Genomic DNA, 25,888 nt, shown 5'->3' on the forward strand with positions numbered 1-25,888 from the left:
GCGTCGCCGCCGGTGAACAGCACACTGGTCACCTGCGGATGCGCCAGCAGGTAGTCGCGCAACGCGGCCGGCCGGTCCCCGGCCATCTTCAGATCGGCCTCGCCCACGAACTGGGCCCACCGGAAGCAGTAGGTGCAGTACGCGTGACAGGTCTGCCCCTGCTTGGGAAAGTACAGCACCGTCTCGTCGTACTTGTGCTGCATCCCGGGGATCTTGCCGTCCCCGAAGCTGGGGATGTTCAGCTCCATCTGCCCGGCCGGATGCGGGTTCAGCTTCATCCGCACCCGATGCGCCGCCGCCTCCACCTCGGCCTTGGGCGCATCGCGCCGCAACAGATCCGACAACACCGCCACATCCTCGGCCGGCAGCATGTCCTCCTGCGGGAACACCAGCCGGTACATCGGATCATCGGGCGCCGCCGACCAGTCGATGAGCTCCTCGACCACATAGGCGTTGGTCCGAAACGGCAGCACCGTGGCCACCGCCCGGGTCGCCAGCCGCTGCTCGGGCGACAACCCCGCCCGAGCGGTCAACTCCTCCAGGTGCTTGGCCGTGAAGGCACGGAACTTGCGACCGGTGGATCCCACCGCGGGAGCCGCGTCGTTCACCAGTGTCACGTGTTGGTACTCCTTGCTGTCACCCGCGTCGCGGGACGCGGTGGGTGCAGACGGGCTTGGCCTGGGAGACCCGGTCGACGTCCATGACGGCGACCACGGTCAGGCAGTAGTCCACGCTCGGGTTCAGGGCGGTGACCGTGACCTTCGCGGTCCCCGGCGCGGCGCTGGCGAGCGTCGAGGGCGGGCGCCCCGACGGACCGCCGACGACATAGTGCGCGGCCCGCCCCCCGCTGCGGTCCGTCCAGGTGACCTCGATCGAGATCCTGCCGTCGACGATCCGCACCTGCCCCGGCACGTACTCCTGGACGGGCTTCAGCGACGTCGGGGCGGACGCGGGAGGCCGGGAGGGCTTCGCCTGGGACGTCCGCGTCCCGGGGGCCGGCGTCCCGGGCGTTCGCGCCGGTGAAGGGGCCGGCGGCGAGGACGCCGCTCGCGTCGGCCGCCCGGTGGTCTCGCTCCCGGCCGTCAGGGTGGTGACACCGACCGCCGTCCCGGCGAGGACGAGGACCGCCAGGGCCGCCGCCAGCACGGGCTTGCGGCGCCCGCGGCGGTGGACCGGAGCCGCGGGCGCGGCCAGGGCCGCCGCCGCCTCCCGGGGGTCGAAGGTGTCACCCGGCTCGGGTGCCGTCTCCTCCCATGACCATCCCGTGAGGTTCTCCCAGTCGTTGGAGGGAGAGGGCTCCACGGGCTCGACCGGGGCGTCGCCGTCGCCGGGCACGTGGACAGGGCCGGGCGCGGGAACGGGTGCGGGGGCGGCGTCGGGGGCGGCCTCGGGGGCGGTGGCAGCCCGGGATGTCCGCCAGGAAGCGACCAGTTTGTCGGTCGGAGCGACGGACCTGTCCGGCGGCGGCTCCGCGGCTTCGCCCGGATGCGGCGGTTCCGGAAGGTCTCCCGGACGCGGTCGCTCCGGGGCGTCTCCCGGACGGTCCGGACGGGCGACCGGTTCGGAGGGCACCGCCGTCGGGAGCGCCCACGGTTCCGGGGGCGGCTCGGGGAGCAGGTCAGGCTCCGCGCCGCCGGCGGGCTCGGGGGCGCCGAGCATCGTCATCAGATCCGACAAGGACAGCGGCCCGGTGTTCGCGATCACTTCTGGACCGAAAAGGTCGCCGCGTTCGGTGAAAAAGCCGTGGACGAGCACGGTGGAGCCTCGCGCGGCCAGGTCGCCGGCCAGGTGCGGGACTCCCGCCCCGGGGAGGTTCTCGTCGAATTCCGGCCCGAACACGAACGCGGCCGGGGGCCCCACATGGCCGCTCTCGTGCAGCTCCCACAGCTCGGTGGCGGAGGCGACGTCGATCACGGTCCGGAACCGTCCGGTGCCGCGCAGTTTCCCTGACAGGCCCCGGTCTCCCGCCACCACGAGGTCGGGCGCAGTAGTCATCACACGTGTCCTCAGTGCTGTCGTCGTCGGCCGGACTGGGACGAATCCGGTTTCCACTGATGACAGTCCAGGCAAAAGGCCTCGCCGCCATCCCCACCCTGCGGCGGAATCGGCGGGCCCTCGGCGCTCGCGGCGCGCGTCGCGGATCCGTCCCCGATTTCGAGATGCGCATCGCGCGCCGCTCCGGACTGTCAGCCCTGGGGATCCCTCATGCGTGTGCACAGCGTGGAAGAAGACGAAGGAGTGCCTCCGATGGCGCGTGGAAGGACCGAGGCGAAGGGGCGCTCGCGCCTCGGCGGCTGGGGCGCGGCGGGCCTGGCGGTCGTGGCGCTGGCGGCGACGCTGTTCGGCGGTGGCCGGGTCGGCCAGGCCGTCGAGTCGTTCGACGGCAGCGCCTGGCTCTGGAGCCGGACGGCCGGCGAGGTGGACCGGGTCAACCCCGACAGCGGCAAGGTGGAGCAGCGCCGCGAGGTGACCGACGCCAAGGGCCACCGGGTGCAGGTCACCCAGAACGACCAGCACCTGCTCATCCACGACCTCGACACCGGCCGCGTGTCCTCCCTGGACCTGAGCGGCCTCGGCCTGTCGGGACGGCTGAACGTCGGGACCAAGGACGACCAGCATCTGGTGATGGGCTCGTCCGTGGCCGCGATCGTCGGCCGCACCACCGGCGAGGTGCGCGCGCTCGATCCCGCCACGCTGCGTCCCGTGGGGCCCGTCCTGCGGCTGCCCGGGCCGCTGGTCGGCGGCGAGTTCGACTCCGCCGGGCTGCTGTGGGTGGGGGTGCCCGGCCAGGGGACGGTCGCGGCGCTGAAGGTCTCCGCGCAGGGCGTCGCCGTCTCCCGCACCGTGGAGGTCGCCAAGCCCGGCGCCGACCTCGTGCTGAGCGTGCTCGACCAGGGCGCGCTCGCGGTCGACCGCGGCGGGCGCGACCTGGTGGTCGCGACCGAAAGCGGCGCCCGCCGGATCACGGCGCCGGTCCCGCTCGCCGGGGCGATGGTGCCCGACCGCACGCACGGCGCGCTCGCGGTCGTCACCGTCCCGGCCGCCGGTGCGCTGGTCACGCTGGGCGACGTCGGCAAGGGCGGCCCGGTCCTGTCGTCGCCGCTGCGCGATCCCGTCCAGGAGCCGGCCGTGCCGTTCGCGGGCAAGGTGTACATCCCCGTCCGGGAGACCGGGCAGGTCCGGATCCAGGACCCCACCGGACGGCAGACCGGGGTGCTCTCCATGCCGGAGGGACGCGGCGACCTGGTCCTGCAGGTCCGGGAGAACAACCTGTTCGTCAACGCGCCCGGCAGCCCGAACGCGCAGGTGGTGGACGCCGGCGGCCGGGTGAGGATGATCGGCAAGTACCCCGTCGGCCCGGGGCGGGGAGGCGACCGGCCGGGACGGACGCCCCCCGGGGACGGCCCGCCCCTGGTGGAGGCCCCCCCGGTGGATCCGCGGTTCCCCGACCCCGTGCTCCCGGACCTTCCTCCCACGCGCATCTCGCCCGCGCCGCCGCGGACGGAGGCTCCCACGCCGACCCCTCCCGGGCCCGAGCGGGGCACCAGGCCCTCGACCGCGCCCACGACGCGCGAGCCACGCCCCCCGTCCCCCGGTGGCGGGTCCGCCGCACCGAGACCCACGACGTCGAAGCCGCGGCCTGGGCCGACATCGTCGAAGCCGACGTCGAAGCCCTCCTCGAAGCCGACATCGAAGCCGTCCTCCAAACCGAAGCCGAAGCCCACGTCGAAGCCGAAGCCGAAGCCGACGAAGAACCCGTACACGCCGCAGCAGGTGTGCAACAGCGGCGGCAGCGGCGGCGACTACGTCGTGCAGCGGTCGTCGTCGTTCTCCGGCGGGCGCGTCTACCAGCTCTACAGCCCCAGCACGAAGAAGAACTGCGCGGTCACGATGAAGACCGCGAACGTCGGCAAGGGCACCAGCGTCTGGGTCCGGCTGGAGAAGCAGACCGGAGGCGCCGACGGCTATGACAGCGGCACGTTCAAGTACTACGCAGGGCCGGTGTACGTGAACGCGTCCGGCATCTGCGTCCGCTACTCCGGTGGCGCGTCCGGCGCGAGCGCGTCGGCCGGCTGGGGCAACTGCGGCTGACCGGGAGGGACGACGTTGAGCATCACCACGGTCGATTCCGCCGCGCCCACGGGCGAGGAGGCGGTGCTGGCGGCCGACGCCTTCGAGCGGATGGCGGCGGGCGTCGGGTCGGTGGCCCGCTGCGCGCCCGCGACGGTGCGGCTGGTCCTCACCGCGTTCGCCGCGGGCGGGCACGTGCTGCTGGAGGACCTGCCCGGCATGGGCAAGACGACGCTGGCCCGCGCGCTGGCCGCGGTGACCGGCGGGACGGTCCGCCGCGTGCAGTGCACCCCGGACCTGCTGCCGTCCGACATCACCGGCGTGACGATCTACAACGACCGGACCCGGGAGTTCGAGTTCCACCCCGGCCCGGTCTTCGGCAACGTCGTCATCGTGGACGAGATCAACCGGGCCTCGCCGAAGACCCAGTCCGCGCTGCTGGAGGTCATGCAGGAGGAGCAGGTCACCGTGGACGGGACGGCGCATCCGGCGCCGAGCCCGTTCCTGGTCGTCGCGACGCAGAACCCGCTCGACCTGGAGGGCACGTTCCCGCTGCCGGAGGCCCAGCTCGACCGCTTCCTGATGCGGCTGTCGCTGGGATACCCCGCCGAGGAGGCCGAGCTGGCGCTGATGCGCGGCTCGTCCCGCACCGCCCCCGAGGACCTGGACCCGGTGCTGGACGGTGAGGGCATGGCGCGGCTCGCCGCCGCCGCCGACCGGGTCATCGTCGCCGACCCGGTCTACGAGTACGTGCTGCGGCTGGCCCAGCACACCCGCCGGCATCCGCGGCTGCGGGCCGGGGTCTCGCCGCGCGCGTCCATCGCGCTGTGCGAGGGGGCGCGCATGTACGCGCTGGCCGCCGGCCGCGTGTACGTCACCCCCGAGGACGTCAAGGCCCTCGCCGGGCCGGTGTGGGGGCACCGGCTGGTGCCGCTGTCGGGCGCCGCCACCGCGCAGGAGGCCGCCCTGCTGCTGGACGAGGTCCTGGACGAGGTCCCGGTGCCCGGCCCGCACGAGAACCGGCGCTAGACATGGGAGGCGGCTCGCCCCGCCCCACCCGCCGCGGCTGGGGCCTGCTCGCGTCGGGGGCCGTCCTGGCGGGCGGGGGCCTGGCCCTCGGCTACCTGGCGCCGGCCGCACTCGGCGTGATGGCGTTCCCCACGGTCGCGCTGGCCGCGGCCCTGGCCCGGCGCCCCCGAGCGACCCGCGTGCACCGCCGCGTCACCAACGCGCGGGTGCGCGCCGGCGGGTCCGTCACCGTCACCCTCGAAACCGGCGGCGGGCACGCCGGGCGCGTGACCGCCGCCGAACGCGTCACCACGCCCGCCGGCGCCTTCGTCCTCCCGCTGGGGCGGGCCCGCGCCCAGATCCGCTACGAGCTGTCCGCGGAGCGGCGGGGCGCTCTGGAGGTGGGCCCGCTCGACCTGGTGCGCACCGACCCGCTCGGGCTCGTCCGGTCCGTCCGGCGGGCCGACGACGAGACCGTGCGGCTGCTCGTCCATCCCCGGCACCACGAACTCGCCGCGCCGCCCGCGGCCGGTTCCGGCGGCCGGGACACCTCGTCGGCCGTGATCCGGGCGACCGAGGGCGCCTTCGCGGGGCTGCGCGAGCACGCGCCCGGCGACGACATCCGCCAGATCCACTGGCGGACGTCGGCCCGCCGCGGCCGCCTGATGGTGCGCGAGCACGCCGACTCGGCCCGTCCCGGCGTCAGCGTCCTCGTCGACGACCGCCGGGGCCCGGCGGAACTGGACGACCTCGCCGAGGCGGCGGCGTCGATCGTGCTGGCCGCCCCGGACGTCCCGGTCGACCTGGCCCTGGCCGGCGGCGGCCGCTCGCCCGCCGACGCGGGCGTCACCGCGCACCTGGACCTGCTCGCCGAGGCTGCGGCCCGCCCGGACGCGGACTTCCCGGCGGCCTGCGCGCGGCTGCGCTCCGGCCCCCGCGGCCGCGCGGTGGTGCTGCTGCCCGCCGCCGCGGCTCCGGCGGACGTCGCCGCGGCGGCGGAGGCCCTCTCAGCGCGCCGCGTCCTGTCCCTGGTCGGGCTGGTGGGCCCCGCGGCCGGGGCGGCGGCGCCGGTGCTCCCGTCCGGGGTCCGGCTCTTGCACGCCGACACCCCGGAGGACTTCGCCGCCGGCTGGAACCAGAGCCGCTGGTGGACGCGGTGAGCCGCGGACGGGACGTCCTCGCGGCGGTCACGGTGGCGATGGCGGCGGCGGCCCCGGCACCGCTGCTGGCCGCCGGGTACGAGCGGCCCGCACCGGTGGCGGCCGTCCTCGTCGGCACGGCGATCGCGGCGGCGGCCGTCACGGCGGCGGCGCACCGGCTGCTGCGGGGGCCCGTCGCCGTGCCGGCGGGGCTGCCCGCGGCGGCGGTCGTGCTGCTCGCGCTGGCCGCCTGGTCGCCCGGACCGGTCAAGGCGCCGGTGCCCGCGGTGGTGGACGCCGTGCTGCACTCCGGGCCCCGCATCCTGACCACCGCGCCGCACCCCCCGGCGACCGTGGACCTGCTGGCGTTCCCCGTCCTGGCGGTCTGGCTCGCCGCCGCCGTCGCGACCGCGCTGCGCCGCGACGGGCGGGTCCTGCCCGCGCTGTTCCCCTGCGCGCTGCTCCTGTGCGGGGCCGCCGCGCTCAACCCGGAGGCGATCGAGGCCGGATACCTGTCGGTGGGGCTGCTGGGAGGCGCCGCCGCGCCGGCGCTGGCCTCCGCCCCGCAGACCGCGCCGGACACCTCCCGGGCCGGGTTCGCGCTGCGGGTGAGGACGCCCTCCGCCGCGCGTCCGCGACGGCGGCCGCTTCCCCGGGTCGCCGCGGCGGGGACGGCGGTGGCGTGCGCGGTGGCCCTTCCCGGCGTCGGCGCGGCGGTCGCGATGCCCGGGATGCTGGGCGGATGGCCGGTGCGGGCGGACGATCCGCGCGGGCAGGGCGACGTCCCCGACAGGCCCCGCGAGGTGCGCAACCCGCTCGCGTACCTGTCGGGATGGGCCGCCGCCCCCGACGTGCCGCTCATGACGGTGTCGGGACCGCGCACCGATCTCCGCTGGGTCGCCCTCGCGGAGTTCACCGGCCCGGTGTGGCTGCCCGACAGCACCTACCGTCCGGCGGGATCGGTCCTGCCGCCCGCCGGCCCGGTGCCGCCGGGGTCGGTCTCGACCACGGTGCGGGTCTCGGTCCGCGACCTGCCCGGCGACTGGGTGCCCGTCCCCGGGGTCCCCACCCGGGTCGACGGGATCCCGGTCGGGCACGACACCGCCTCCGGCACGCTGCTCTCCGCGGACGGCCCGGTGACCGGCCGGTCGTACACGGCGACCGGGGCGGTCCCCGACTGGCGCGGATGGCGGGGCACCGGCGCCGCGGCCGCCTCCGGTCCGGGGTTCGAGCGCTACCTGCGGTTGCCGCCGGGCGCGCCGGCGAAGCTGGCCGGGATCGCCCGCTCGGCCGCCGGGGACGGCAGCGCGCACCAGCGCGCGTCCCGGATCGCCGAGTACCTGCGCGACTCCTACACCTTCGCGCCGGGAGCGCCGGGCGGGCACGGCTACGCCGACCTCGCCGAGCTGCTGGTGGCGCCGGGCCGCAAGGGCGGCGGCGCCACCTCCGAGCAGTTCGCCAGCGCGTTCGCGGTCCTCGCCCGCGCGGCCGGGCTGCCGAGCCGGGTGGTGGTCGGGTTCGGACCGGGGAGCGGCGGCGACACCCGCCTGATCCGTGCCGGGGACGCGGTGGCCTGGGGCGAGGTCTACTTCGAGGGCCTCGGGTGGGTGCCCTACGACCCCAACCCGCGGAAGCGCTCGGCGGTGCCCCCGCCCTCGTCGCAGTCGCCGGGAGACAAGGGGACGCACTATGACAAGGACGCCCCCAGCGCGGCGGCGGGCGGCGCGGGCGGTGCCGCGCGGTCGTCGGAAGGCGGCGGGTCCGCCCTGCTTCTGGCCGTCCTTCCGCTGGCGCTCCTCCTGTTCCTCCTGCTCTTCCTGGTCGCGGCGCCGCTGCTGCGGCTGCCGGGCCGGCGCAGGTCCCGGCGAGGCCCGCCGGCCGACCGGATCCTGGCGGCGTGGGTGGAACTCCTGGTGGCGCTACGGCTCGCGGGCTCGGCGGTGCCCGCGTCCGCCACGGCAACGGACGTGTCGGCGCGCCTCGCGACAGAGCTGCCGGGTTCCGATCCCGGACGGCTGCGCCGGCTGAACACGCTGGTGAACGCGGCCGGCTTCGGCGGCCCGGTCACGGCGGACGACGCCGCCTTCACGTTCGAGCAGGTCCGCCTGCTGGCCGCCGGCCTGCGCCGCTCCAGCCCGCTGCCCCGCCGCCTGTCCTGGTGGTGGAACCCCCGCCCACCGCTCTGGGCCCTGCGAACGACCCGGCCGGCGTCCGCCGCGAAGCGGCGCTGACACCGCTTCGGCCGCGCCTCGTCCTGCGCGGTCATCCAGCACGGTGTCGTCTTCATCACTGAGCGTCGAGCACTCCAATGACCTGCGACTTCCCAGATGCCGAGACGGCCTGCCCGGACCGCCGGGCTTATTCCCGCAACGACCGGTTGACGATCACGCCGGTTTCCGGACCGTCCAGAGCAAAGCGCCAGAGCTATGCCGAGGCGCTCGTCCCGCCGGTTCAGTCCTGGCCGGCGAGCGACCGTTCGTGGAAGGGGGTCGAACACACATGCAAATGGCGGACGTGGCCCGATCGCCGTCGCCACCTGGCCCTGCGGGTCCGCCGAGCCCACCGGGCCCGCCGGCGGGGTACGCCCCCGGCCCCGGACAGGCAGGACCCCAAGCCGGCCGGTTCCAGGCGCGGGCGGTCACACCGGCGCGCCTGGCGCCGCCGCCCACCAGCTCGCTGGGGCTCGCCCGTTTCAACGGCCCCGGCCCCGCGGTCTGGTTCACCTCCTGCCACGGGGGAACCGGCGCCTCCACGCTGGCCGAGCTCTACCCGGGCGGCACCTGCGCCGGACGGTACTGGCCGGTGCCCGAGCCTCCGGGGCAAGCCCGCGTGGTGCTCGTCGCGCGCACTCACGCCTCCGGCCTGATCGCGGCCCAGGCCGCCGCCCGGCAGTGGGCGGCCGGTGTGCTGCCGGGCGTCCGGCTGCTCGGACTGGTCGCGGTCGCCGACGCCCCCGGAAAGCGCCCCAAGCCGCTGAAGGAACTGCTGCGCCTCATTTCCGGAGGCGTCCCGCAGGTCTGGGAACTCCCCTGGGTCGAGGCCCTCCGCCTCGGTGACCCCCCGACGCAGGTCAGGTTGCCGTCCCCTTACGCACGGCTGACCCAAGACCTCAATCGCATCATCTCGGAGGACGCACATGCTTGACGCGATGATCACGTGGACGAGCGACCTGGTGCACCACTCGGGGCTTCACGACCTGGTCCAGGCGGATCCCACGCCGACGCCCTCCGGAGGAGGAGGCATCCCCCAGCCCGAAAACGGGGTGCGGCCGCCGGGAGCGGAGAAGTTCGAGACCATGCTCGGATGGGCCAAATGGGGTGCGCTCTTCTGCTGCGTGGCCGGCTTCCTCGTCATCGGCGCCCGGATGGGGTACCAGCACAAGCGGGGCGAGGCGGGCGGCCACATGGGAAGTCTGGCCATCGCAAGCGCCGCCTGCATCATCGTGGCGTCCGCGGTTCTCTTCGTTGAGAAATTCGCCGGGTCCTAGGCGGATGAGAGGCCTGGCGTGAAAGGCCCGAGGGCTGCCGCGCTCATCGTGACAGGGATCGTCCTGGGCGTGACCTGCTGCGTGGGCGCCGTCGCCCCGGGGACGTACGGTCAGGGCGGGCCCGGACCGAAGGGGGGAACCGCACGGCTCGCGGCGGATATCGCTCTGCCCCGGGAATCGGTGGATGAAGTCGCCGCACGCCCCGCGAGCTCGGCCGGTTCCGTTCCGGCCCAGGCGGCGGGGCGGGTGGTCCCGGCCGGTTTCGCCGAGCCGAGGGACAACGAGTACTGGGACCGGATGAGCGACATCCACACCGTCGACGGTGATCCCGGCGGCAGGCTCCAGTTCGATCCGAAAAGCGGCCGGGCGAGAGTGTGCGATGTCGAGGCCGACAACCGCGACGTGTTCGCCCAGGTATCTCTCGGAAGCAAGACGATCTCACTACGCGCCAATGGCAAGGGCCGCTGCGACGAGGCCGAGATCCCTGATGTTGGCTCTTACCAGCGGAACAAGAAGACCAAGAAGATGAAATACGGATTCTTGGTTTGCTTGGCTTATACGCAGAAACTGGAGAGGCAAGATCCCACCCCCCCAGGACAGGACATTCCGGTGCCTCCTCCGAGGGAAGTGGTGGAATGGTGCAACACGGCCACCCTGGCCAAATGGCCCGACGGAGACAAAAGCGCGGGCGGCTGTATGACGCTGGGCGGTGACGCGAAGGTCAACTGCCTCAAGGCTCAAGCCAATCCGGAGTCTTCATGCCATCTTATAGATGGCCCCGCTTATGATTACTGCATGATGGGTTCGATAGAAAAGTGCGACGTGCCTGCAAAGGCAAAGCAATACTGTGATTCCTATGGCGTCAATATCATCAGCGCTCCTGGCGCTCCCCCTTCTGGGGCTGGCGGTGGTGGTGTCCCTGGTAACGCGGAAATTCCCGGAAATAGGCCGCCTAAAGCGAACTACAGAGACCGCCCGGATGAGACCCTCAAACTGCGTGGTCACGCGGACGAGGTCTCCAAGGTCACTCCGCCGGCGGAGTTGTTGCTCGGGTGGTTGCGCTGGTTCGCGTTGGGTGGCTGTGTCGCAGGGTTCTTGCTCGTCGGCGGCAACATGGCGCTCCGGCACAAGAGGGGTGAGGCCGGTGCGCATGCCACGGGGCTGACCTGGGTGATGGTCGCCTGCATCGTATCGGCCGGAGGCACGGCCCTCGGCTTCATTTCCCTCCTCTTCTCTTGACTCTGAGGGCTTCCAGGGAAGGAGCACTCGGTCCGCCCTCGGCCGGGCTCGGTGACGCTCGCACGCATGATGTTGTTGGTTTTACCCTTTGGGGGTGTTGACCGTTGGTTCTCGACGAGCTTCTTAAAGGCGTAGGCGAGATCTTCTTGGCAGCTGCGGCGTTCGCCCTTAAATTGTTCGCGAGCTGGTTCATCAACGGCGCATATGACCTGAATATGAACACCCCGAACGGTGCGGGCGGCGTGCTTCAGACGCTTCGCCAGCATGCCAACTGGATCACCGCGATGGCGCAGGGATGCGGCTTTCTCGTTGCGGCTTTCCGGCTTGCCATAAAGCGCAGTGGCGAACCTTTTCGGGCGCTCATGTCCCAGTTCTTCGAGCTGGCGATCCTGGTTCTCTGCCTGGCCACCGTGGTCCATGTGGCGAACGTGCTCGCCGATGGGTACTGCAGGTGGATCCTGTCGGGCGATGACAGTTGGACCGACAACATCATGAAGGATTTCGAAACGGTCGGTGGTGGCACTGATGTGCCCGGCACGATGGGCATGATGGTAGTCTCTGCGGTTTTTGCGGTATTTGCCACGGTGTCCGCGGTGATCCAGTGGATGCTCATGCTCTTCCGCTCCGCCGCCATGGTGATTCTCGTTGCACTTTTGCCCACCTTCGCCGCAGCGAGGTTCACCTCATATGGAGACTATGCTTACAAGCGGGCCCTGGCCATCCTGGTCTCGATCTACCTGTGGGCGCCGCTCGGCGCGACGGGCCTCGCCGCGGGCAAGCAGTTCCTGAAGTCCGACTACACGACAGACCACCTTGTCGGCCTGGCATGGATCGTCGCCATGGTCGTGGTCTATCCCACGGTCAATTCCGCCATCATGCCGGCGATCACCCAGGACACCAGCTCGTTCGGCATACGTCAGGCCGGACACTTCTGGTTCGGCGGTTCCGCGATGAATTACGCCGACGGAAAGTCTCTGCTGAGGAACCGGCTTCGCCGTGGAAGCGGCGGCAGCGGCACCGGGCAGGGCAACTCGATCACCTATGTCGGGCGGCCGGGTGGCGGTAGCCCGGCCGGTGGAGGTACTCCGACCCGTGGCGGTACCGGGTCTGGAGGCGGTGGCCTGACCGGTGGTGGCGGCACCGGGAGCGGCACCGGTACCGGTGGTGGTGGCGGCACCGGGAGCGGTGGCGGCGTCCCGACCGGTGGTGGCGGTACCGGGGGCGGCGGCGGTAGCCCGGCCAGTGGCGGTACCACGGACTGGTGGACGACCGGCGGTGGTGATTCCCCGGCCAGTGGCGCTCCGGCCAGTGTCCCGAGTGGCTCCGGGGGCGGCGGGCCCGGGACGGGTCCGGTCGGCGGTTCGGGTACCGATTCGGGTGGCGACCCGAGCGGTGCGCCGGGGGCCGCCTATATCGCTCGTGCCGTTCAGGCGGCAGGTCTGGCGTCCGAACGGGCCTTCGAAGGTGCGTCTGGCGCTGCGGATCAAGCTGTCAAGGGTGCTGCCGGAGCAGTCGACAGGTTCGCTCCGGGCGGTTCGAGCGGTCCTCCCAGTTCGGGCGGCGCAACCCGGCCGCTCACCCCTCCCTCCACTGGTCCCTCGGGAGCGGATCCCAATCCCCGTGACGACAGCGTGCCCGAGTGACGGCGATCGGCAGCAGGTGAAGCAGCAGCGATCATGGAAAAGCGAACGGCAGCCGGTAGGCCCGGGGAATGAGGTGAGCTGAAATGGCGTCTGAGTATCGTGAGCCCACATACGGGAACTGGCGTAAACCGGTGTCTCCGGGGATCGGGCGGCTGGGGCTGGTCGGCACCCTGATCCTCATGTTCGGGCTGGTCATCCTCACCTTGGTGGCGATGGTGTCGACACGGGCCGCCGTGATCGGCGTCGTGCTGCTGGGGGTCGTCATGCTGCCGCTGGTGCTCCAGGACCGGAACGGGCGGACGGCGCTTCAGGCGATCACGGCCCGGCTGACCTGGTGGTGGGGGCGTTCGCAGGGCTGGCATCTGTACCGGTCGGGGCCGTTGAGCGTCGTCTCGCGCGGCTCCCACAAGCTTCCGGGGTTGCTCGCCGCGTCCCGGCTGGTGGAGGGCCGCGACTCCTACGGGCGCCCGTTCGCCCTGGTCGTGATCCCGTCCACGAGGCATTACACCGTCGTGTTCGAGTGCAACGCCGACGGGGCGGCGCTGGTCGACCAGCAACAGGTCGATGCGTGGGTCGCGCATTGGGGGCACTGGCTGGCCTCGCTCGGTTATGAGCCGGGGTGTGTGGCGGCGAGCGCGACCGTCGAGACGGCCCCCGACCTCGGGCACCGCCTTCGTGACGAGGTCCACGCCAACACCGATCCGAACGCTCCGGATCTGGCGCGGGCGGCGCTGGAGGAGATCGTGTGGAACTATCCGGTGGGCAGCGCCAGGGTCTCCACCCGGATCGCGGTCACCTTCGCGGCACTGCCGCATCCCGGTGGCAAGCGCCGCGACCAGGACGCGATGGTGCGGGAGATCGGGATGCGGATCCCGGGGCTGATCGCGGGGCTGGAGATGACCGGTGCGGGTTCGGCGCGTCCGATGACCGCCGACCAGCTCGCCCGGGCTGTGCGGACCGCCTACGACCCGGGCGCGCAGTCGGACATGGAGACCGGCGACGGGCCGGCGCGGTGGGAGGACGTCGGTCCGGTCGCGGCGCAGGAATCATGGGACCACTACGTCCACGACAGCGGCCGTTCCATCACCTGGGGCATGACCGAGGCGCCCCGTGGCGAAGTGCTGTCGAGCGTGATGACCAGTCTGGTGTCCCCGCATCACGACATCGCCCGCAAGCGCGTCACCTTTCTCTACCGGCCGCATGATCCGGCCTCGGCGGCCCGGATCGTGGAACGCGACCGCAGGGACTCGCGGTTCCGTCTCGACGGCACCACCAACGCCGCCCGCAACGAACTCGACGTCATGAAGAGCGACCAATCGGCCCTTGAAGAGGCCAGAGGGGCGGGGGTGACCCGGTTCACCGTCCTGGTCACCGCGACCGTCCATACAGCCGAGCAGCTCCCGGTCGCGGCCGCCGCAGTCGACACGCTCGCGGCTCCCGCGCGCCTGCGGTTGCGGCGGATGTACGGGTCGCAGGCGTCGGCGTTCGCGGCCGCGCTTCCGGTGGGCATCGTCCTGCCCGATCACCTTCAGGTCCCGGCGATGGTGAGGGAGTCCCTGTGAACGGCCCGTCAGAAGACGAGAAGGGCAAGAAGAAGGGCAAGAAGGATAAGGAGAAGAAGTCCGGCCGGCCCGAACCCAAACCCGGACTTCGGGGGTTCACCCGCCGCGGCGGGGGACGTGCCTCCTATGTGGAGATGCCGGCTGAGTGGCGTGGGACCACGGTGCAGGTGTGCGGGCTGTGGCCGTTCGGGGCGGGGTCGGGGACACCGATGATGGGTGTGCCGCTGGGCCGGGAGCTGACCACCGGCGCCGCGCTGTGCTGCGATCCGATCTCCTGGTTCCAGCGGGCCAACCTGATCCACAACCCCTCAGCGCTGGTGCTGGGCAAACCCGGGCTGGGCAAATCCACCCTGATCCGCCGGATGGTGCTGGGGCTGGTCGGGCAGGGCGTGTTCCCCATGGTGCTGGGGGACCTCAAACCCGACTACGTCGACCTGATCCGGGCGCTGGGCGGGCAGATCATCAAACTCGGCCGCGGGCTCGGGTCGTTGAACGTGCTCGACCCTGGCGCCACGGCGGCCGCGGCGGCGCGGCTGCCCGAGCAGGCGCGGACCAAGCTGGTCGCCGACGCGCACGGCCGCCGCCTGAACATGGTCGCGGCGCTGCTGACGGTGCTGCGCGGCGGGCCGATCGCCGACACCGAACGCACCGTCCTCAACGCCGCCCTGCGGGTACTGGACGAGCGCCACCCCGGCGTGCCCGTCCTGCCCGACCTGATCAAGGTGATCGACGAGGGCCCCGAACGGCTCCGCTCGGTCACCCTGGCCCGAGGAGACGAGGCCAAGTACCGCGCCGCCGTCGACCCGCTGCACGCCTCACTGCTCGGAGTCTTGGACGGACCCATGGGAGAGACGTTCGCCCGGCACACCACCACCAAGATCGACCTGGACAACCCCGGCGGGGTCTGCATCGACATCAGCGGCATCGACGACTCCGACGCCGAACTACAGGCCGCCGTGCTCCTGGCCTGCTGGTCGGACGGGTTCGGCGCGGTGGAGGCCGCGCACGCGCTGGCCGACGAGGGCCTGGAACCACGACGGCACTTCTTCGTCGTCCTGGACGAGCTATGGCGAGTGCTGCGCTCCGGGCGCGGCCTGGTCGACCGGGTCGACGCCCTGACCCGGCTGAACCGGCAGCGCGGTGCCGGCCAGGTGCTGATCACCCACACCATGGCCGACCTGCTGTCGCTGCAGGACGAGGCCGACCGGCTCAAGGCCAAAGGCTTCGCCGAGCGCGCCGGGATGGTGATCTGCGGCGGGCTGCCGCAGGCGGAGATGCCACTGGTGAACGAGGTGGTGCGGATGTCGGGTATCGAGCAGCGCATGATCGTCGACTGGTCCACCCCGCCGTCCTGGAACCCCGACGCCCGCGAGGACAGCGAACCGCCGGGGCGGGGCCGGTTCCTGGTCAAGGTCGGCGGCCGCCCCGGCATCCCGTTCAGAGTGGAACTCACCTCGGTCGAACGCGACGTCAACGACACCAACAAGCGCTGGACCAACTCGACGACCGTGCCTGCCGTCAGCCCGTCGCCAGGCCTCGGGCGAGGATGAAGCCGCCGTAGCCCTCACGGAGCGCCTCACCGCTGATGACCGAGCTCGATCGAGAGCCGGGTAGTGGTCAACAATGCGGTTTCCACGTTGGGCTTTCGTTCGAACGAATTCCGACCACGTCATTCCGCGGCGGTTGGATCAGGGGCGGCGGTCGCGGCGGACCCGCCCGCGGTTTGCTTCGCGATCTTCTCTTCGACGATCCGCTTGCCCTGGGCGACGGTGTCGGCGTCCTTGCGCTTCCACCAGGGCGTGAGCCACATCTCGACCGGGCGGGCCGTCCCCGCCACGACGGCCGCGCGGCCGAACGGCATGGTCCTGAGCTCTTCGGGACTGATGATGTGCCTCCCGTTCTCCTTGCCGATGAGACCGGAGAGGTCGTCGAGGTCCTTGGTACTCCCGGCGCCACCAGAAACGATCTTGATGGATGAGTTCTCCCACAGGCGTGCGGCGCCGTCCGATCCCCACCTGGCGCGAGCGTCCGCCAGCGACGTCAGGTAGACGTGCACCGAGATCGAGTAGCCACCGGACTCGCCCATGTACACGGGAAGGCCGCCGATCGGGCAGATGTCCGTCGCCTGGTTCAACTCGAAGGTCAGCGGCGGATCGAGGCGCCCCGTCGGGTTCTTCATCGCCGTACCGCGGGCGGACCTGAAGTACTGCTCGATGATCGTGGTGACGACCGGTGCGATCCCGCCCCAGTCGGGCTGCTGCTTGCCGACGAAGTAGAGGGTGTTGCGGCCCTTGAGGAAATTGATGAAGTCGAACTCCTCGCCCAGAGGCGGCGAGCAGTCCTCCAGCACGTTCGGGTGCGAGAAGCAGTGCATGATCTGGATCGTGTTGGTCCAGGACCGCTCGTCCTTCCGGACGAACTCGAACTGCGACGCGTATCCCGGGGCGGCTGTGCCATCGCGCTCGCCCTGGCGCAGGATGTCGAGCGCCTCGTCGCCGTTCGCCTCGTAGACCCAGCGCATCACCTCGCGGAAGTTGACCTTGCCGATCGCGCCGGCGTGCAGGAGGCAGCGGATGATGGTGAGCACTCCGGTGAGGTAGGTGCCTTCCTCTCCGATCTGGAAATGGCTGGACTGGACGAGCGTCGCGGACCTGACCGCGCACACGTTCGGGTCCTCGCACCCCTGCAACGGCGACCAGCGCATCCGGTTCGGCCACCCGGTCCAGTTGAACGGGTCGAACACGTACACCTCGCCGTACTGGGCCCGCACCATCGCGGTGTTGACGAACGTCTCCCGCCGGGTGGAGGTGACGATGCAGGGGCCGGGCGCGTCGATGGTGAAGGGCGTGACGAAGTGCACGTCCTTTCCCTGCCGCGGCGCCGCGACGATGATCGCCGTGTCCTCGATCGAGGCGTACAGCTTGCGCCGGGATCTGATGTCCCGTCCGAGGTAGAAGCCCACCTCCTCGGGCTTCACCTCGCTCGCCGGCCGGTTCGCGGTGGACGGCCGCACCTGCTGGGCCTTGCTCAGGACGGTCCGCGCGCTCAGCAGCTTGCGGACCTCCCAGCCGGAGGCGAAGCCCAGGCGCAGCCGCCGGACCGGACGGTGCCGCCGGAAGTTCAGGAACAGCCGCACGCCGGCGTAGACCCCCACCGACGCCAGCACGAAGAGCAGGATCAGCAGGAAGAAGAAGAGCGGGCCGGCCCCCATGGCGGCGGCGGCCGCCGGCGGCCACGCGGCGTGCGGGTCGCCGGGGTTCCGGATGAAGTTGAAAGCGATCTCCGGGAAGTCCAGCGGATCCGAATCCGGCCAGCCCTTTCCCGCCAGCAGGCCGGACAGCTGGCCCGCCAGCCAGATCAGGAAGCTGAACACACCGCCCAGCAGCACGACGATGACGCCGATACCGAACAAGAAGGCGTAAACGTCGTCATCATCTCCACTGCTCACCTATGACTCCTCAAGTCTGTATCGCCGGTCGCGATGTTTCTCTGCCCGGGGCTAGTCTTCGTCGCTTACGGTCACGCTGGAGATCCGCCAGGGAGCCTCCGCCGACGACCTGGTAAGCCCCACATAGACCACGGACCTTCTGGGATCCCCGCGCCATTTATCCCGCCCCGTGGGGGTCGCGATCATCTCCCATTGCCGGTAAGCGGCGGTCGGTCCATCGGGCGGAGCTCCCTCCTCTTTCGCGAGCGGTTCGAGACGCACCGCGAGATAGGCTCGGTGCCGCCGCCATTCAGCGGGGACGTACTGCCGTACTTCTGCCTTGACCTCGGCCGCGTAGTCGGCGGTGAAGTAGCGTTCCGCGCGCAGTTTGGCGTCGCGCAATCCCGTGTCGACGGTGCTGTCGGCCGTGTACATGAGGGTCAGGGCACCCTTCGACAGTGCCGTCGGGTCCTGCTCCAAGATCTGGCGGGGGATCGGCAGATCATCGGGCAGCCCGTTCGGTGACGGCACCGACGAGACGGCAGCGGACGGCGAAGTGCCGGCCGCCCCACCTCGTCCGGATGATCGCGCATCGGGCCGTCCTCCGTCGCCGCCGCCGCAGCCGGCGGCGAGGGCCGCGGCCACGATGACGCAGCCGGCGGAGCGGAACGCCGTGGCCCGTCGCCCGGTCACGCCGCACCCGTGTCCGCGCCGGCCCCGGCCGGAGCCATCGCGCGGATGGTCCCGGAAGACTTCTGCCCGCTGAAACGAAGGGCCCCCAGAAAATTGCTGCCGGGGGTGAATTTGGAGAACATGACGAAGGTGCCGGTCTTCTTGGCCTCGACCATCCAGTGCGTGCCGTTTTCCTGGCCGTAGTAGATCGCCACGTGCGTGGGCGGGGGGCCGCCGAAGTAGAGTAGATCGCCAGGGGCGAACGGACCGCTACGGGGAATCTTCTTGCCGATGCCCTGGCTCCATTGCGCCTGCGTCGTCCGGGCGATTTTGATCTTCTTTTTGGACGCTTGGTAGACCGCGTACATCGCGAGGCTCGAACAGTCGAACCCCTTGAAGCCCGCGCCTCTGCCCTTCCCCGGGTCCCAGGGGCCGTTCTCAGTGCCACCGCCCCACGAGTAGGGAGTCTTTCCGCCCACGCGCTGGGGTGGCGTCGGCGCGCTGCTGTCCTCCATCGTCCACCTCGCGGCGGCATAGGCGATCTGCTGGCCGAACGATCCGGCCGCCAGGCCCGATCCGGCGGCACAGCGCGGCATGTTCACATAGTTGGGCGCTCCCAGGCTGTAGTCGCCCTTGAGGTACTTGTCCCGTACCGCCAGCACGTCTCTCACGTACGGATTGCTCTGCGGGGTGTAATTTCCGGGATTGTAGCGATGGACGGCGTTTCTTATGTCGTTCTCGCTGAGTGGTCCTCGCGGAGGGCCGTCCTTGGGGTTCGCCTTGCCGATACTGCCCCGAAGGTGGTTGGCGGCACCGAGAATCGCGTCCTGCGGATCGTAACGGTCTTCCTTTCCATCCCCGTTGCCATCGTCCCCGTACCCGCTCCCGCCGGCGGCTCCCGCCCACGAGGTCTGGAGGAATTGCATGGGGCCGCCCGCCCCCGCGTAGTTCTCCTCGCCGCGACGCATGCCCTTCAGCGTGGTCCTGCCGTGATCGGTCTCAATCTTGCCGATGGCGGCCAGCACTTGCCATGGGATGTTCTCTTCTTCGCCGATCCGTTTATAGTATTCAAAATAGTTCTTAGGAATGGAGTTCTTCTTCGCGCTCGCCTGTACCACTCCCGTGCTCCCCGTCGAGCCGCTCGGAGCACATGCCTGCATCGCGAACTGCCCCAGTGGTCCCATCTGCTGCGACATGACCGACAGGCCCACCGCGGTGACCACCACCAATGTCATGGTGCCGCTCCCGAAGATCATGGTGAGCAACCACCACACCATGGGGTTCCTTCGCACGCTGACCTCCTGGATGACGCCCGGCTGCCGGGGAACTCACCGAAAATCGTCCTGAGTTCCTGCTGTCGGACGGTTGTTTCGCTGCACCGATGAATCGCGGGCCATGGCTGACGCATATCCCTGCCCTCCGGCAGTGGATCGCCCGTTTCTCCTTTTGTCGCAACGGCGGACGCGGTCGGCAGATGAAGCCCTCGCGTCGAATGGCCCCGAACACCTGATCAGGTGATGTTCGAGGCGACGAGGTCGTCACGTCCTCCGCCGACGGGATCGCCGTGGGCAGGGCCGGGCCGCCGCCCGGTGCGAGGGCGGCGAGCGCTCCTGCAGGGCGGCCGGGATCGTTGGGCGTGGGGACGCCGAGTGATCGACCTGGCCAGGTGCGTCGGCGGCTTTTCGGGCATGGCTCACCTCCTGCGACGCTGGAGTAGACAGTCCGGCGGGCTTCCGGAAGCGCAAGCCCCTCTGGCCTGCTCGTTCCGCCTTCGTCGTGCGGGAGTGCCTCGGGGCGGCCGGTGACCATTTTGTGGCCGGTTCGGCAGTGGCCGACGGGCATCCGGTCCTGACGGTCGTCTTCGGCCCGACACAGTTGAGTCTCCCTGGAGAGGACCGAGATGAAGTGCTTGAACCGGTGCAGCGGGGTTGTCAGGAATGCCAGTTCGGGACGAGCGCAACTCGAGTGCCCCTCCTGCGGTGCCACCTACAACCGGTGCGGTCGCTTCGGGTGCGATGGGCTTCTGCGCGCACACCGGCTGACCGGCGGGACCACCGGCTCCTGCAGCGACCAGTACTGCGGCACCACCGGCCGCGCCCCCGCGACGAGCGAGGGGTGAGGGTCGTGTACACCGCCTCCGCCACCGCCGTCACCGTCGTCCGAGGCGAGCAGAAGAAATACATGCGGTCGTGTAGACACTGGCATCTCGCCAAGGCCGGCGCGGAGCGGTGCGCGCGCCACCTGGAGGACGAGATCCGGGAGCTGGCCGGCGACCGGGCCGACCAGCTGGTCATCACGCACGCCGTCACCCGGACGGCCGGCGACTGAGCGAGGCCGGCGCCGGGCCGCCGGCACGTGTCCGGGACGCGTGCCGGCGGACGTCGAGAGGCGGACGTGCTGCCGAGCCCGCCCGAACGCGCACGGTAGGCGGCATGAGCGCAACGCGACGCGTCCTGGTGATCGGCGACATCGAGATAGCCCGGCTCGCATGCACGTCCCTCACCCGGCACGGCAACGACGTCACCCATCTGCTCCGGCCCAACGAGGACGACCTGCGCGGCGCGCTAGGTGACGTGGACGCGGTCGCGGTCCTCGTCCGCGGCGACGTCGTCGCGCTGCGGTACGCGCTGCTGGCCGAGCATCTGCGCCCCGGCATCCGCCTCGTGGTCATGCTCTTCGACCGGACCGTCGCCGACCAGCTGCTGAGGGCCGTCCCCAACTGCCAGGTGACCTCCCCGGCCGACATCGCGGTGCCCGCGATCGTCGGGGCCTGCCTCGGCCCGCCGGTCCTCGCCGTCGACGTCCGCAGCTCGCCCGCCACCGTGTTCGTCGAGACCGCCGACGGGGTCGCCGCCGACGTCTGGCGTCCCGACCGCCTGCCCCGCAGGATCATGCGCGGCTTCACCCGCCAGCTCCGTCCCCATGACCTGACCAGCAGGATCCTGCTCACCGGCCTGGCGGGACTGGCCGTCACGCTGCTCCTGGAATGGGCGCTGGCCGTCCTCGTCCTGCACCAGCCGGCCGCCGCGGCGTTCTACACCGCTACCCGTGTGGTCGCGACGGTCGGCTCCGGGGAGCATCCGGCGCCCGGCTGGTTCCTCGTCCTGTCGGGCACCGGGATGCTGCTGACCATCGGTTTCAGTGCCCTGTTCACCGCGGGGATCGTGAACCGGTTCCTGTCCGGCCGCAGCGTCGACATCGTCGGCCCGCGTACGCTTCCCACCCGTGACCATGTGGTCGTGGTGGGGCTGGGGCAGGTCAGCCTTCGGCTGTGCATGGCACTGCGGCACCTGCGCATCCCGGTGCTCGCGGTCGAACGCGACCCGCGGGCCGCCAACCTGCGGCTCGCCAGGGCGGCCGGGATCCCCGTCCTGATCGCGCACGCCGAGGACCGGGACGTCCTCCAGCGGCTCAGCCTGCACCGGGCCCGCGCTTTCGCCGCCATGGGCGCCGACGACCTGGACAACGTCGAAGCGGCCATCGCGGCCCTCGCGCTGGTGCCGGACCTGCGCGTGGTGCTGCGCGCGGGCGACCACGCCGTGATCAACGAGACCAGGTCGCTCTTCCCGATCGGCGACGTGTGCGACATCCCCGCGATGACGGCCCAGGCGGTGACCGGGGGAGTGAACGGGGCGTCCGTGCACTTCGTCCGTCCGCGCGACGGGGAGTCCGCGGGAACAGGGGGCGACCGGGTCTCCAGGTGCGCCTGTCCGGTCACGGCACCGGCTGGTAACGAGACGGGACTCCGAGACCCACATGAGGCATCCACATCCTGAGCGCCAGCAGGTACAGGCCGAGGATGAGGACCGGTGACAGCCATCTGGAGACCGGCGACCGGTCGTCCGGGATGGTCAGGGTCACCAGCACCAGGGTCGCCGACGCGGTGAACCCCAGGCCGAGCACGCTGAGGAGCACACCCGACCGGTTCTGGCAGCCGAACGACCAGGCACCGCCTCCGACGCAGACGTCGGCCTGGGCATGGACGAACCGGAGAAGCGAGAACAGACCGCCGACGAACCACGCCGCCGTGCCCAGTGCGACGCTGAGACTCTGGCCCCGAACCGGTGTCGGCATGCCGTCGTGCCGGACGCCACGCACGTCCCTGACCGCCATCATCACGAGCGGACCGACTGCGGCCGCCACTGCCAGAGTCCCCGCGCCCCACCCCGCGCCGCTCGCCCACAGGGGCGGGTTCTCGGGGTTCGTGCCGCTCGACGGCCAGGTCGACATGGTCATGACGTAGAGGAGCGCTATCGCGGCCCCGACCCCGCCTATCACCGTGTACTCACGAGAGCGGCCGCTCGCCGTCACCAGGTTGCTCGTCACGCGGGTGACTCCTGTCTCGCCCGAGCCCACCGTGCGTGTGCTCAGGGACAGGACCGTCCGTCCCCCGAACGGGCCGGCAACCGGTGCCGCGCGCCGCCCGTCTATCGTCGATGAGCGATGACTGGGGAGAAGAAGTGGCCGCTCGACCGGAACGCCGGGCCGGATCACCGGCGCCGCGGCATCGGCATCCGGGAGATGCGGGCCGAGGACGCGGATCGAGTCTTGGAGATCTACCAGCTCGGCCTGGACACCGGTGAGGCGAGCTTCGAGACGACCGCTCCCACCTGGGAGGAGTTCGATGCCGCCAAGCTCGACCGGTACCGGTATGTCGCGACCGGCGCGGAGGGTGACGTGCTCGGCTGGATCGCCGCCGGCCGTGTGTCCGCCCGCCGCTGCTACGCCGGTGTGGTGGAGCACAGCGTCTACATCAGCCCGGACGCCCGCGGGCTGGGCCTCGGCGCCGCGCTGCTGGACGCCTTCATCGCCGCCACCGAGGCCGGCGGCATCTGGACGGTCCAGGCCGGCATCTTCCCGGAGAACGCCGCGAGCCTCCGGATGCACGCCAGGGCCGGGTTCCGAACCGTCGGAACCCGGCGGCGCATCGGCCGCCTGAACGGCCGGTGGCGGGACGTCGTCCTGCTCGAACGGCGCAGCCCGGCCGTCGAGTGAGACCGGGGGCGCACCGGGCCCGGAATTCGAGGGGTTCCGAGCCCGATGGCGGGACGGTCAGTAGTGCGGGTTGTTGGTCTGGGGGATCTCGATGCTGATCGGGAAGTCGCCCTCGGAGAGGAAGATCAGGGCCGCCTGGCGGAGGATCTCGTCGAACGTCCAGTAGAGGTCGCGCAGGGCCTTCGGCGCGTCGGTGAGGTCGAGCAGGCCTTCGCGGACGGCGATGAACGGCGGCCAGAGGGTCTTCAGGAGGTTGTCCCAGAGCGGCTCCCTGGGGATCTTCAGCCAGCCGGCGATCTCGTCGCCGAGCATGAAGCGGGTGAGGGCGCCGAGGGTCGGCTTGGTGAGCAGGCCGCCGTCGATGACGGAGCCGAGGTTGAGCAGGATGTCGGCCAGCTTGATGCCCTCGGGGGTGGGGGCGAGGATCGGGTCCAGGACCTGCTCGGCCTGGGAGTCGGCCTCGTCCCACGAGGCGGGGATGTACTCGTCCAGGATGCCGAGCATGTGCGCGGTCACCTGCCACGAGTGCAGGAAGGCCGCGGACTCGGCGGCGGGGATCGGCACCTTCCACTTGACCAGGTTCTGCAGGACGGTCGTGGGCAGGCTGTGCCAGGTGACCATCATGTCGGCCTGGCTGATCGGGATCTCCTCGTCGGCGACCTTGCTCCAGTACGGGGACTTCGGCAGCAGGTGCCGCACGGCCGCGTGCACCAGCCGGGTCTTGACGCAGGTGACGATCATCTCGCCGTCAGGGTCGAAGGCGTTCTCCGTCCCGACGTCGTAGCCGAGCTTGGCGGTCTTGGTGATGCGGTCCTTCATGTCCGCGCCGCCCTGGGAGTAGTAGACGGCGCGCGCCTCCTTGGGGATGGCGGTGCTCATCATCCCGCTGGCGAAGCCGTAGGTGACGCCGAGGTAGAGGCCGCGCTTCTGGTTGAACTCGAACGCCTTCGCCAGCTTGCCCTGGTCGGCCCAGGACGGGAGCTGCCGGGCCTTCTCCATGAACGCGCGCAGGTCGGCCGGCAGGCCCGCGGGCAGGGCCTGGCCGTTCTTGGTCCAGGTCCGCAGCAGCTTGTTGACCTCGGGGACGGCGCCCCGGTCGAGGAGTGAGGCGACGAGCGGGTCGGCCTCCTCGTCCCAGACCCACTTCGGGTCGGCGCCCTTCCCCGCGCCCGCGACCGACCCCTTCGGCGACCACGTCCACAGTGAGCTCGCGTTCGCGGGCGTCGCGACGCTCAGCGCGCCGAGCGCGCCCAGCGTTCCGCCCGCCATCAGCACGTTCCGCCTGCTGGGTTTCTCCATGCTTTCGCTCCTCCTCGGGGCCGAGAGCGGTTCTGATACGATGAAACACATCCTGCATCCATGTATCAGATGCTCTTCATCACAGCACACCGTGTCGGCCATCACAAGACCTAACGTGACGAACATTCGCGATTGGGACAGAATCGGTCGCGTCAGGAGGAGATCGTGGAACCTGTGCCGTCCTCGAACCCGGAGTCGCTGCTCGAACGCGCCTACGTCGACGCCGTCGAACAGGTGGCGGACCTGGACGAGGCCCGGTCGCGCGTCCTCGACGCCGCCTACGACCAGTTCTCCCGGCTGGGGATCCAGCGGTCCACCATGGAGGACGTGGCCCGCCGGGCGGGGGTCTCGCGGATCACGGTCTACCGGCGGTTCGCCACCAAGGACGCGCTCGTCGAGCAGGTGATCCGTCGGGAGTTCCGCAGGTACTTCGACCGGTTCCTCGTCGAGATCGAGCAGGCCGAGACCGCGGCGGACCGGGTGGTACTGGGCTTCGTCAGCTCGATGCGCGCCATCCGGAGCAACCCGCTGATCGGCGGGCTGATGGCCACCGAGCCGGACACCGTCCTGCCCACCATGATCAACGACGAGGGGCGGACGCTCGCGACGGTGCGCCGGTTCGTCGCGGGCCAGCTCCGCCGCGAGCAGCGCGCCGGGACCGTCCCGGACGACCTGGACGTCGACTTCGTGGCCGAGATGATGGTCCGCGTCTCCGCCTCCTTCCTGGCGATCCCGAGCGAGCTCGTCGACCTCGACGACGACGAGCAGGTCGCCGAGGTGGCCCGGCGGTTCCTGGTGCCCATGCTGGAGCCGGGCGGACCCTCGGCATAGCGGCGGCCGCCCGGCCGTGGCGTCCCGGCGCGCGGGCCGGCCCGTACCCCCGCTCCGGAGCCCGCGGCCCGGCTGCCTGCTCGGTCGTCAACCAAGCGTCGCTTAGGTGGCGGGCGATCAGCCGGGTTCCGCCGGGCGGATCGTGTCGGCGAGGCGCTTGGGGGCCGAGAGGCGCCAGGCCTCCGTGACCAGCTCGCTCACTTCGGCGGGGTCGGCGTTCGCCAGGCGGAACTCGACCCACGCGAAACGGCCGCCGGTGGCCCACGACGCGGAGAACGTCTCCGGGTCTTCGGCGATGAGGGCGGCCTGCTCCTCACGGGTGGCCTTGAGCATGACGACCTCGTCGGCGTCTCGGAGGTAGCAGAACCCCTTGTCCCGCACCCGGAAGCCGGTCAACTCGGGATGCCCGTCGTTTCGGGTGACCTCGGGCAGGCCGAGCACGATGCTCAGGAACTCGTCAACGCTCATACACAGGGATCTATCAGCCTTGTCGGACGGTGAGACCCGGGCCCGGC

General features: G+C 71.2%; 21 protein-coding genes and 1 pseudogene. 14 read left to right on the plus strand and 8 right to left on the minus strand.

The annotated features are described in order from the left end of the window. A pseudogene (locus tag BM339_RS45405) lies at positions 1-617 on the minus strand (lysine 2,3-aminomutase); the annotation flags it as partial. A 19-nt stretch (positions 618-636) separates the two neighbouring features. Continuing rightward, positions 637-1,995 (minus strand): hypothetical protein, encoded by a 1,359-nt coding sequence (locus BM339_RS45410; RefSeq protein WP_143118852.1) that lies wholly within the window; start codon positions 1,993-1,995, stop codon positions 637-639. A gap of 252 nt (positions 1,996-2,247) precedes the next feature. Here BM339_RS45410 and BM339_RS45415 point away from each other — a divergent pair, with 252 nt between their 5' ends. The 10 genes from BM339_RS45415 to BM339_RS45460 all read left to right on the plus strand — a co-directional run bounded on the left by BM339_RS45415 (position 2,248) and on the right by BM339_RS45460 (position 15,699). Further along, on the plus strand, positions 2,248-4,092 hold the full coding sequence (locus tag BM339_RS45415; RefSeq protein WP_075024870.1) for a hypothetical protein: 1,845 nt from the start codon (positions 2,248-2,250) through the stop codon (positions 4,090-4,092). Between the two features lie 90 nt (positions 4,093-4,182). Then, on the plus strand, positions 4,183-5,100 hold the full coding sequence (locus BM339_RS45420; RefSeq protein ID WP_081842963.1) for an AAA family ATPase: 918 nt from the start codon (positions 4,183-4,185) through the stop codon (positions 5,098-5,100). Positions 5,101-5,102: 2 nt separating this feature from the next. Beyond that, on the plus strand, positions 5,103-6,239 hold the full coding sequence (locus BM339_RS45425; RefSeq protein ID WP_075024871.1) for a DUF58 domain-containing protein: 1,137 nt from the start codon (positions 5,103-5,105) through the stop codon (positions 6,237-6,239). Continuing rightward, positions 6,236-8,449 (plus strand): transglutaminase domain-containing protein, encoded by a 2,214-nt coding sequence (locus BM339_RS45430; RefSeq protein ID WP_143118853.1) that lies wholly within the window; start codon positions 6,236-6,238, stop codon positions 8,447-8,449. The genes BM339_RS45425 and BM339_RS45430 overlap by 4 nt, the downstream gene beginning before the upstream one ends. A gap of 268 nt (positions 8,450-8,717) precedes the next feature. Beyond that, the gene (locus tag BM339_RS50495; RefSeq protein ID WP_177287932.1) at positions 8,718-9,362 is read left to right on the plus strand and encodes a DUF6668 family protein; all 645 of its coding nucleotides are present in this window, start codon (positions 8,718-8,720) and stop codon (positions 9,360-9,362) included. Next, positions 9,355-9,705 carry a hypothetical protein gene (locus BM339_RS45440; RefSeq protein ID WP_083598561.1) on the plus strand — a complete coding sequence of 117 codons (351 nt, stop codon included), beginning with the start codon at positions 9,355-9,357 and terminating at the stop codon, positions 9,703-9,705. Before BM339_RS50495 ends, BM339_RS45440 begins: the two co-directional genes overlap by 8 nt. Positions 9,706-9,885: 180 nt before the next feature. Next, on the plus strand, positions 9,886-10,944 hold the full coding sequence (locus BM339_RS49380) for a hypothetical protein (protein ID WP_143118855.1): 1,059 nt from the start codon (positions 9,886-9,888) through the stop codon (positions 10,942-10,944). A 104-nt stretch (positions 10,945-11,048) separates the two neighbouring features. Beyond that, a complete protein-coding gene (locus tag BM339_RS52145) occupies positions 11,049-12,587 on the plus strand; it encodes a hypothetical protein (protein ID WP_075024872.1) in 1,539 nt (512 codons plus the stop codon). 131 nt (positions 12,588-12,718) lie between these two features. Next, positions 12,719-14,149: an SCO6880 family protein gene (locus BM339_RS45455; RefSeq protein ID WP_256255855.1), complete on the plus strand. Its 1,431-nt coding sequence runs from the start codon at positions 12,719-12,721 to the stop codon at positions 14,147-14,149. Further along, complete coding sequence (locus BM339_RS45460) at positions 14,146-15,699, plus strand: ATP/GTP-binding protein (protein WP_075024874.1); 1,554 nt, start codon at positions 14,146-14,148, stop codon at positions 15,697-15,699. Before BM339_RS45455 ends, BM339_RS45460 begins: the two co-directional genes overlap by 4 nt. Positions 15,700-15,818: 119 nt before the next feature. Here the strand turns inward: BM339_RS45460 and BM339_RS45465 are convergent, their stop codons facing one another. The 3 genes from BM339_RS45465 to BM339_RS45475 are packed head-to-tail and all read right to left on the minus strand — an operon-like array spanning position 15,819 to position 19,525. Further along, positions 15,819-17,597: a type IV secretory system conjugative DNA transfer family protein gene (locus tag BM339_RS45465; RefSeq protein WP_143118857.1), complete on the minus strand. Its 1,779-nt coding sequence runs from the start codon at positions 17,595-17,597 to the stop codon at positions 15,819-15,821. A gap of 51 nt (positions 17,598-17,648) precedes the next feature. After that, positions 17,649-18,269: a hypothetical protein gene (locus BM339_RS45470; protein ID WP_143118858.1), complete on the minus strand. Its 621-nt coding sequence runs from the start codon at positions 18,267-18,269 to the stop codon at positions 17,649-17,651. Continuing rightward, positions 18,266-19,525 (minus strand): C40 family peptidase, encoded by a 1,260-nt coding sequence (locus BM339_RS45475; RefSeq protein WP_075024876.1) that lies wholly within the window; start codon positions 19,523-19,525, stop codon positions 18,266-18,268. The genes BM339_RS45470 and BM339_RS45475 overlap by 4 nt, the downstream gene beginning before the upstream one ends. 838 nt (positions 19,526-20,363) lie before the next feature. Here BM339_RS45475 and BM339_RS45480 point away from each other — a divergent pair. Then, complete coding sequence (locus BM339_RS45480; RefSeq protein ID WP_021592184.1) at positions 20,364-20,576, plus strand: hypothetical protein; 213 nt, start codon at positions 20,364-20,366, stop codon at positions 20,574-20,576. Positions 20,577-20,680: 104 nt separating this feature from the next. Further along, entirely contained in the window at positions 20,681-22,024 is a 1,344-nt protein-coding gene (locus BM339_RS45485; RefSeq protein WP_143118859.1) for an NAD-binding protein, read from the plus strand. Here the strand turns inward: BM339_RS45485 and BM339_RS45490 are convergent. Further along, positions 21,963-22,574 (minus strand): hypothetical protein, encoded by a 612-nt coding sequence (locus BM339_RS45490; protein ID WP_024935966.1) that lies wholly within the window; start codon positions 22,572-22,574, stop codon positions 21,963-21,965. The genes BM339_RS45485 and BM339_RS45490 overlap by 62 nt on opposite strands. A gap of 117 nt (positions 22,575-22,691) precedes the next feature. Here BM339_RS45490 and BM339_RS45495 point away from each other — a divergent pair, with 117 nt between their 5' ends. Beyond that, positions 22,692-23,243 (plus strand): GNAT family N-acetyltransferase, encoded by a 552-nt coding sequence (locus BM339_RS45495; RefSeq protein ID WP_244938520.1) that lies wholly within the window; start codon positions 22,692-22,694, stop codon positions 23,241-23,243. 57 nt (positions 23,244-23,300) lie between these two features. Here the strand turns inward: BM339_RS45495 and BM339_RS45500 are convergent, their stop codons facing one another. Continuing rightward, positions 23,301-24,542 carry an oxygenase MpaB family protein gene (locus tag BM339_RS45500; protein ID WP_075024878.1) on the minus strand — a complete coding sequence of 414 codons (1,242 nt, stop codon included), beginning with the start codon at positions 24,540-24,542 and terminating at the stop codon, positions 23,301-23,303. Positions 24,543-24,707: 165 nt separating this feature from the next. On the opposite strand from BM339_RS45500, the gene BM339_RS45505 reads away from it, so the two are divergent. Continuing rightward, positions 24,708-25,373: a TetR/AcrR family transcriptional regulator gene (locus tag BM339_RS45505; protein ID WP_083598562.1), complete on the plus strand. Its 666-nt coding sequence runs from the start codon at positions 24,708-24,710 to the stop codon at positions 25,371-25,373. Positions 25,374-25,490: 117 nt separating this feature from the next. Here BM339_RS45505 and BM339_RS45510 read toward each other — a convergent pair whose 3' ends face one another. Further along, on the minus strand, positions 25,491-25,841 hold the full coding sequence (locus BM339_RS45510; protein WP_075024879.1) for an MmcQ/YjbR family DNA-binding protein: 351 nt from the start codon (positions 25,839-25,841) through the stop codon (positions 25,491-25,493). Positions 25,842-25,888 lie beyond the last annotated feature (47 nt).

It is taken from the genome of Actinomadura madurae (assembly GCF_900115095.1).
Taxonomy (GTDB): Bacteria; Actinomycetota; Actinomycetes; order Streptosporangiales; family Streptosporangiaceae; genus Spirillospora; species Spirillospora madurae.

What these genes read in the sequence shown, in the direction of transcription:
- BM339_RS45410 (WP_143118852.1), bottom strand. Translation starts at nt 1,995, where the DNA reads ATGACTACTGCGCCCGACCTCGTGGTGGCGGGAGACCGGGGCCTGTCA.
- BM339_RS45415 (WP_075024870.1), top strand. Translation starts at nt 2,248, where the DNA reads ATGGCGCGTGGAAGGACCGAGGCGAAGGGGCGCTCGCGCCTCGGCGGC.
- BM339_RS45420 (WP_081842963.1), top strand. Translation starts at nt 4,183, where the DNA reads ATGGCGGCGGGCGTCGGGTCGGTGGCCCGCTGCGCGCCCGCGACGGTG.
- BM339_RS45425 (WP_075024871.1), top strand. Translation starts at nt 5,103, where the DNA reads ATGGGAGGCGGCTCGCCCCGCCCCACCCGCCGCGGCTGGGGCCTGCTC.
- BM339_RS50495 (WP_177287932.1), top strand. Translation starts at nt 8,718, where the DNA reads ATGCAAATGGCGGACGTGGCCCGATCGCCGTCGCCACCTGGCCCTGCG.
- BM339_RS45440 (WP_083598561.1), top strand. Translation starts at nt 9,355, where the DNA reads ATGCTTGACGCGATGATCACGTGGACGAGCGACCTGGTGCACCACTCG.
- BM339_RS45475 (WP_075024876.1), bottom strand. Translation starts at nt 19,525, where the DNA reads ATGGTGTGGTGGTTGCTCACCATGATCTTCGGGAGCGGCACCATGACA.
- BM339_RS45485 (WP_143118859.1), top strand. Translation starts at nt 20,681, where the DNA reads ATGAGCGCAACGCGACGCGTCCTGGTGATCGGCGACATCGAGATAGCC.
- BM339_RS45495 (WP_244938520.1), top strand. Translation starts at nt 22,692, where the DNA reads ATGACTGGGGAGAAGAAGTGGCCGCTCGACCGGAACGCCGGGCCGGAT.
- BM339_RS45500 (WP_075024878.1), bottom strand. Translation starts at nt 24,542, where the DNA reads ATGGAGAAACCCAGCAGGCGGAACGTGCTGATGGCGGGCGGAACGCTG.
- BM339_RS45510 (WP_075024879.1), bottom strand. Translation starts at nt 25,841, where the DNA reads ATGAGCGTTGACGAGTTCCTGAGCATCGTGCTCGGCCTGCCCGAGGTC.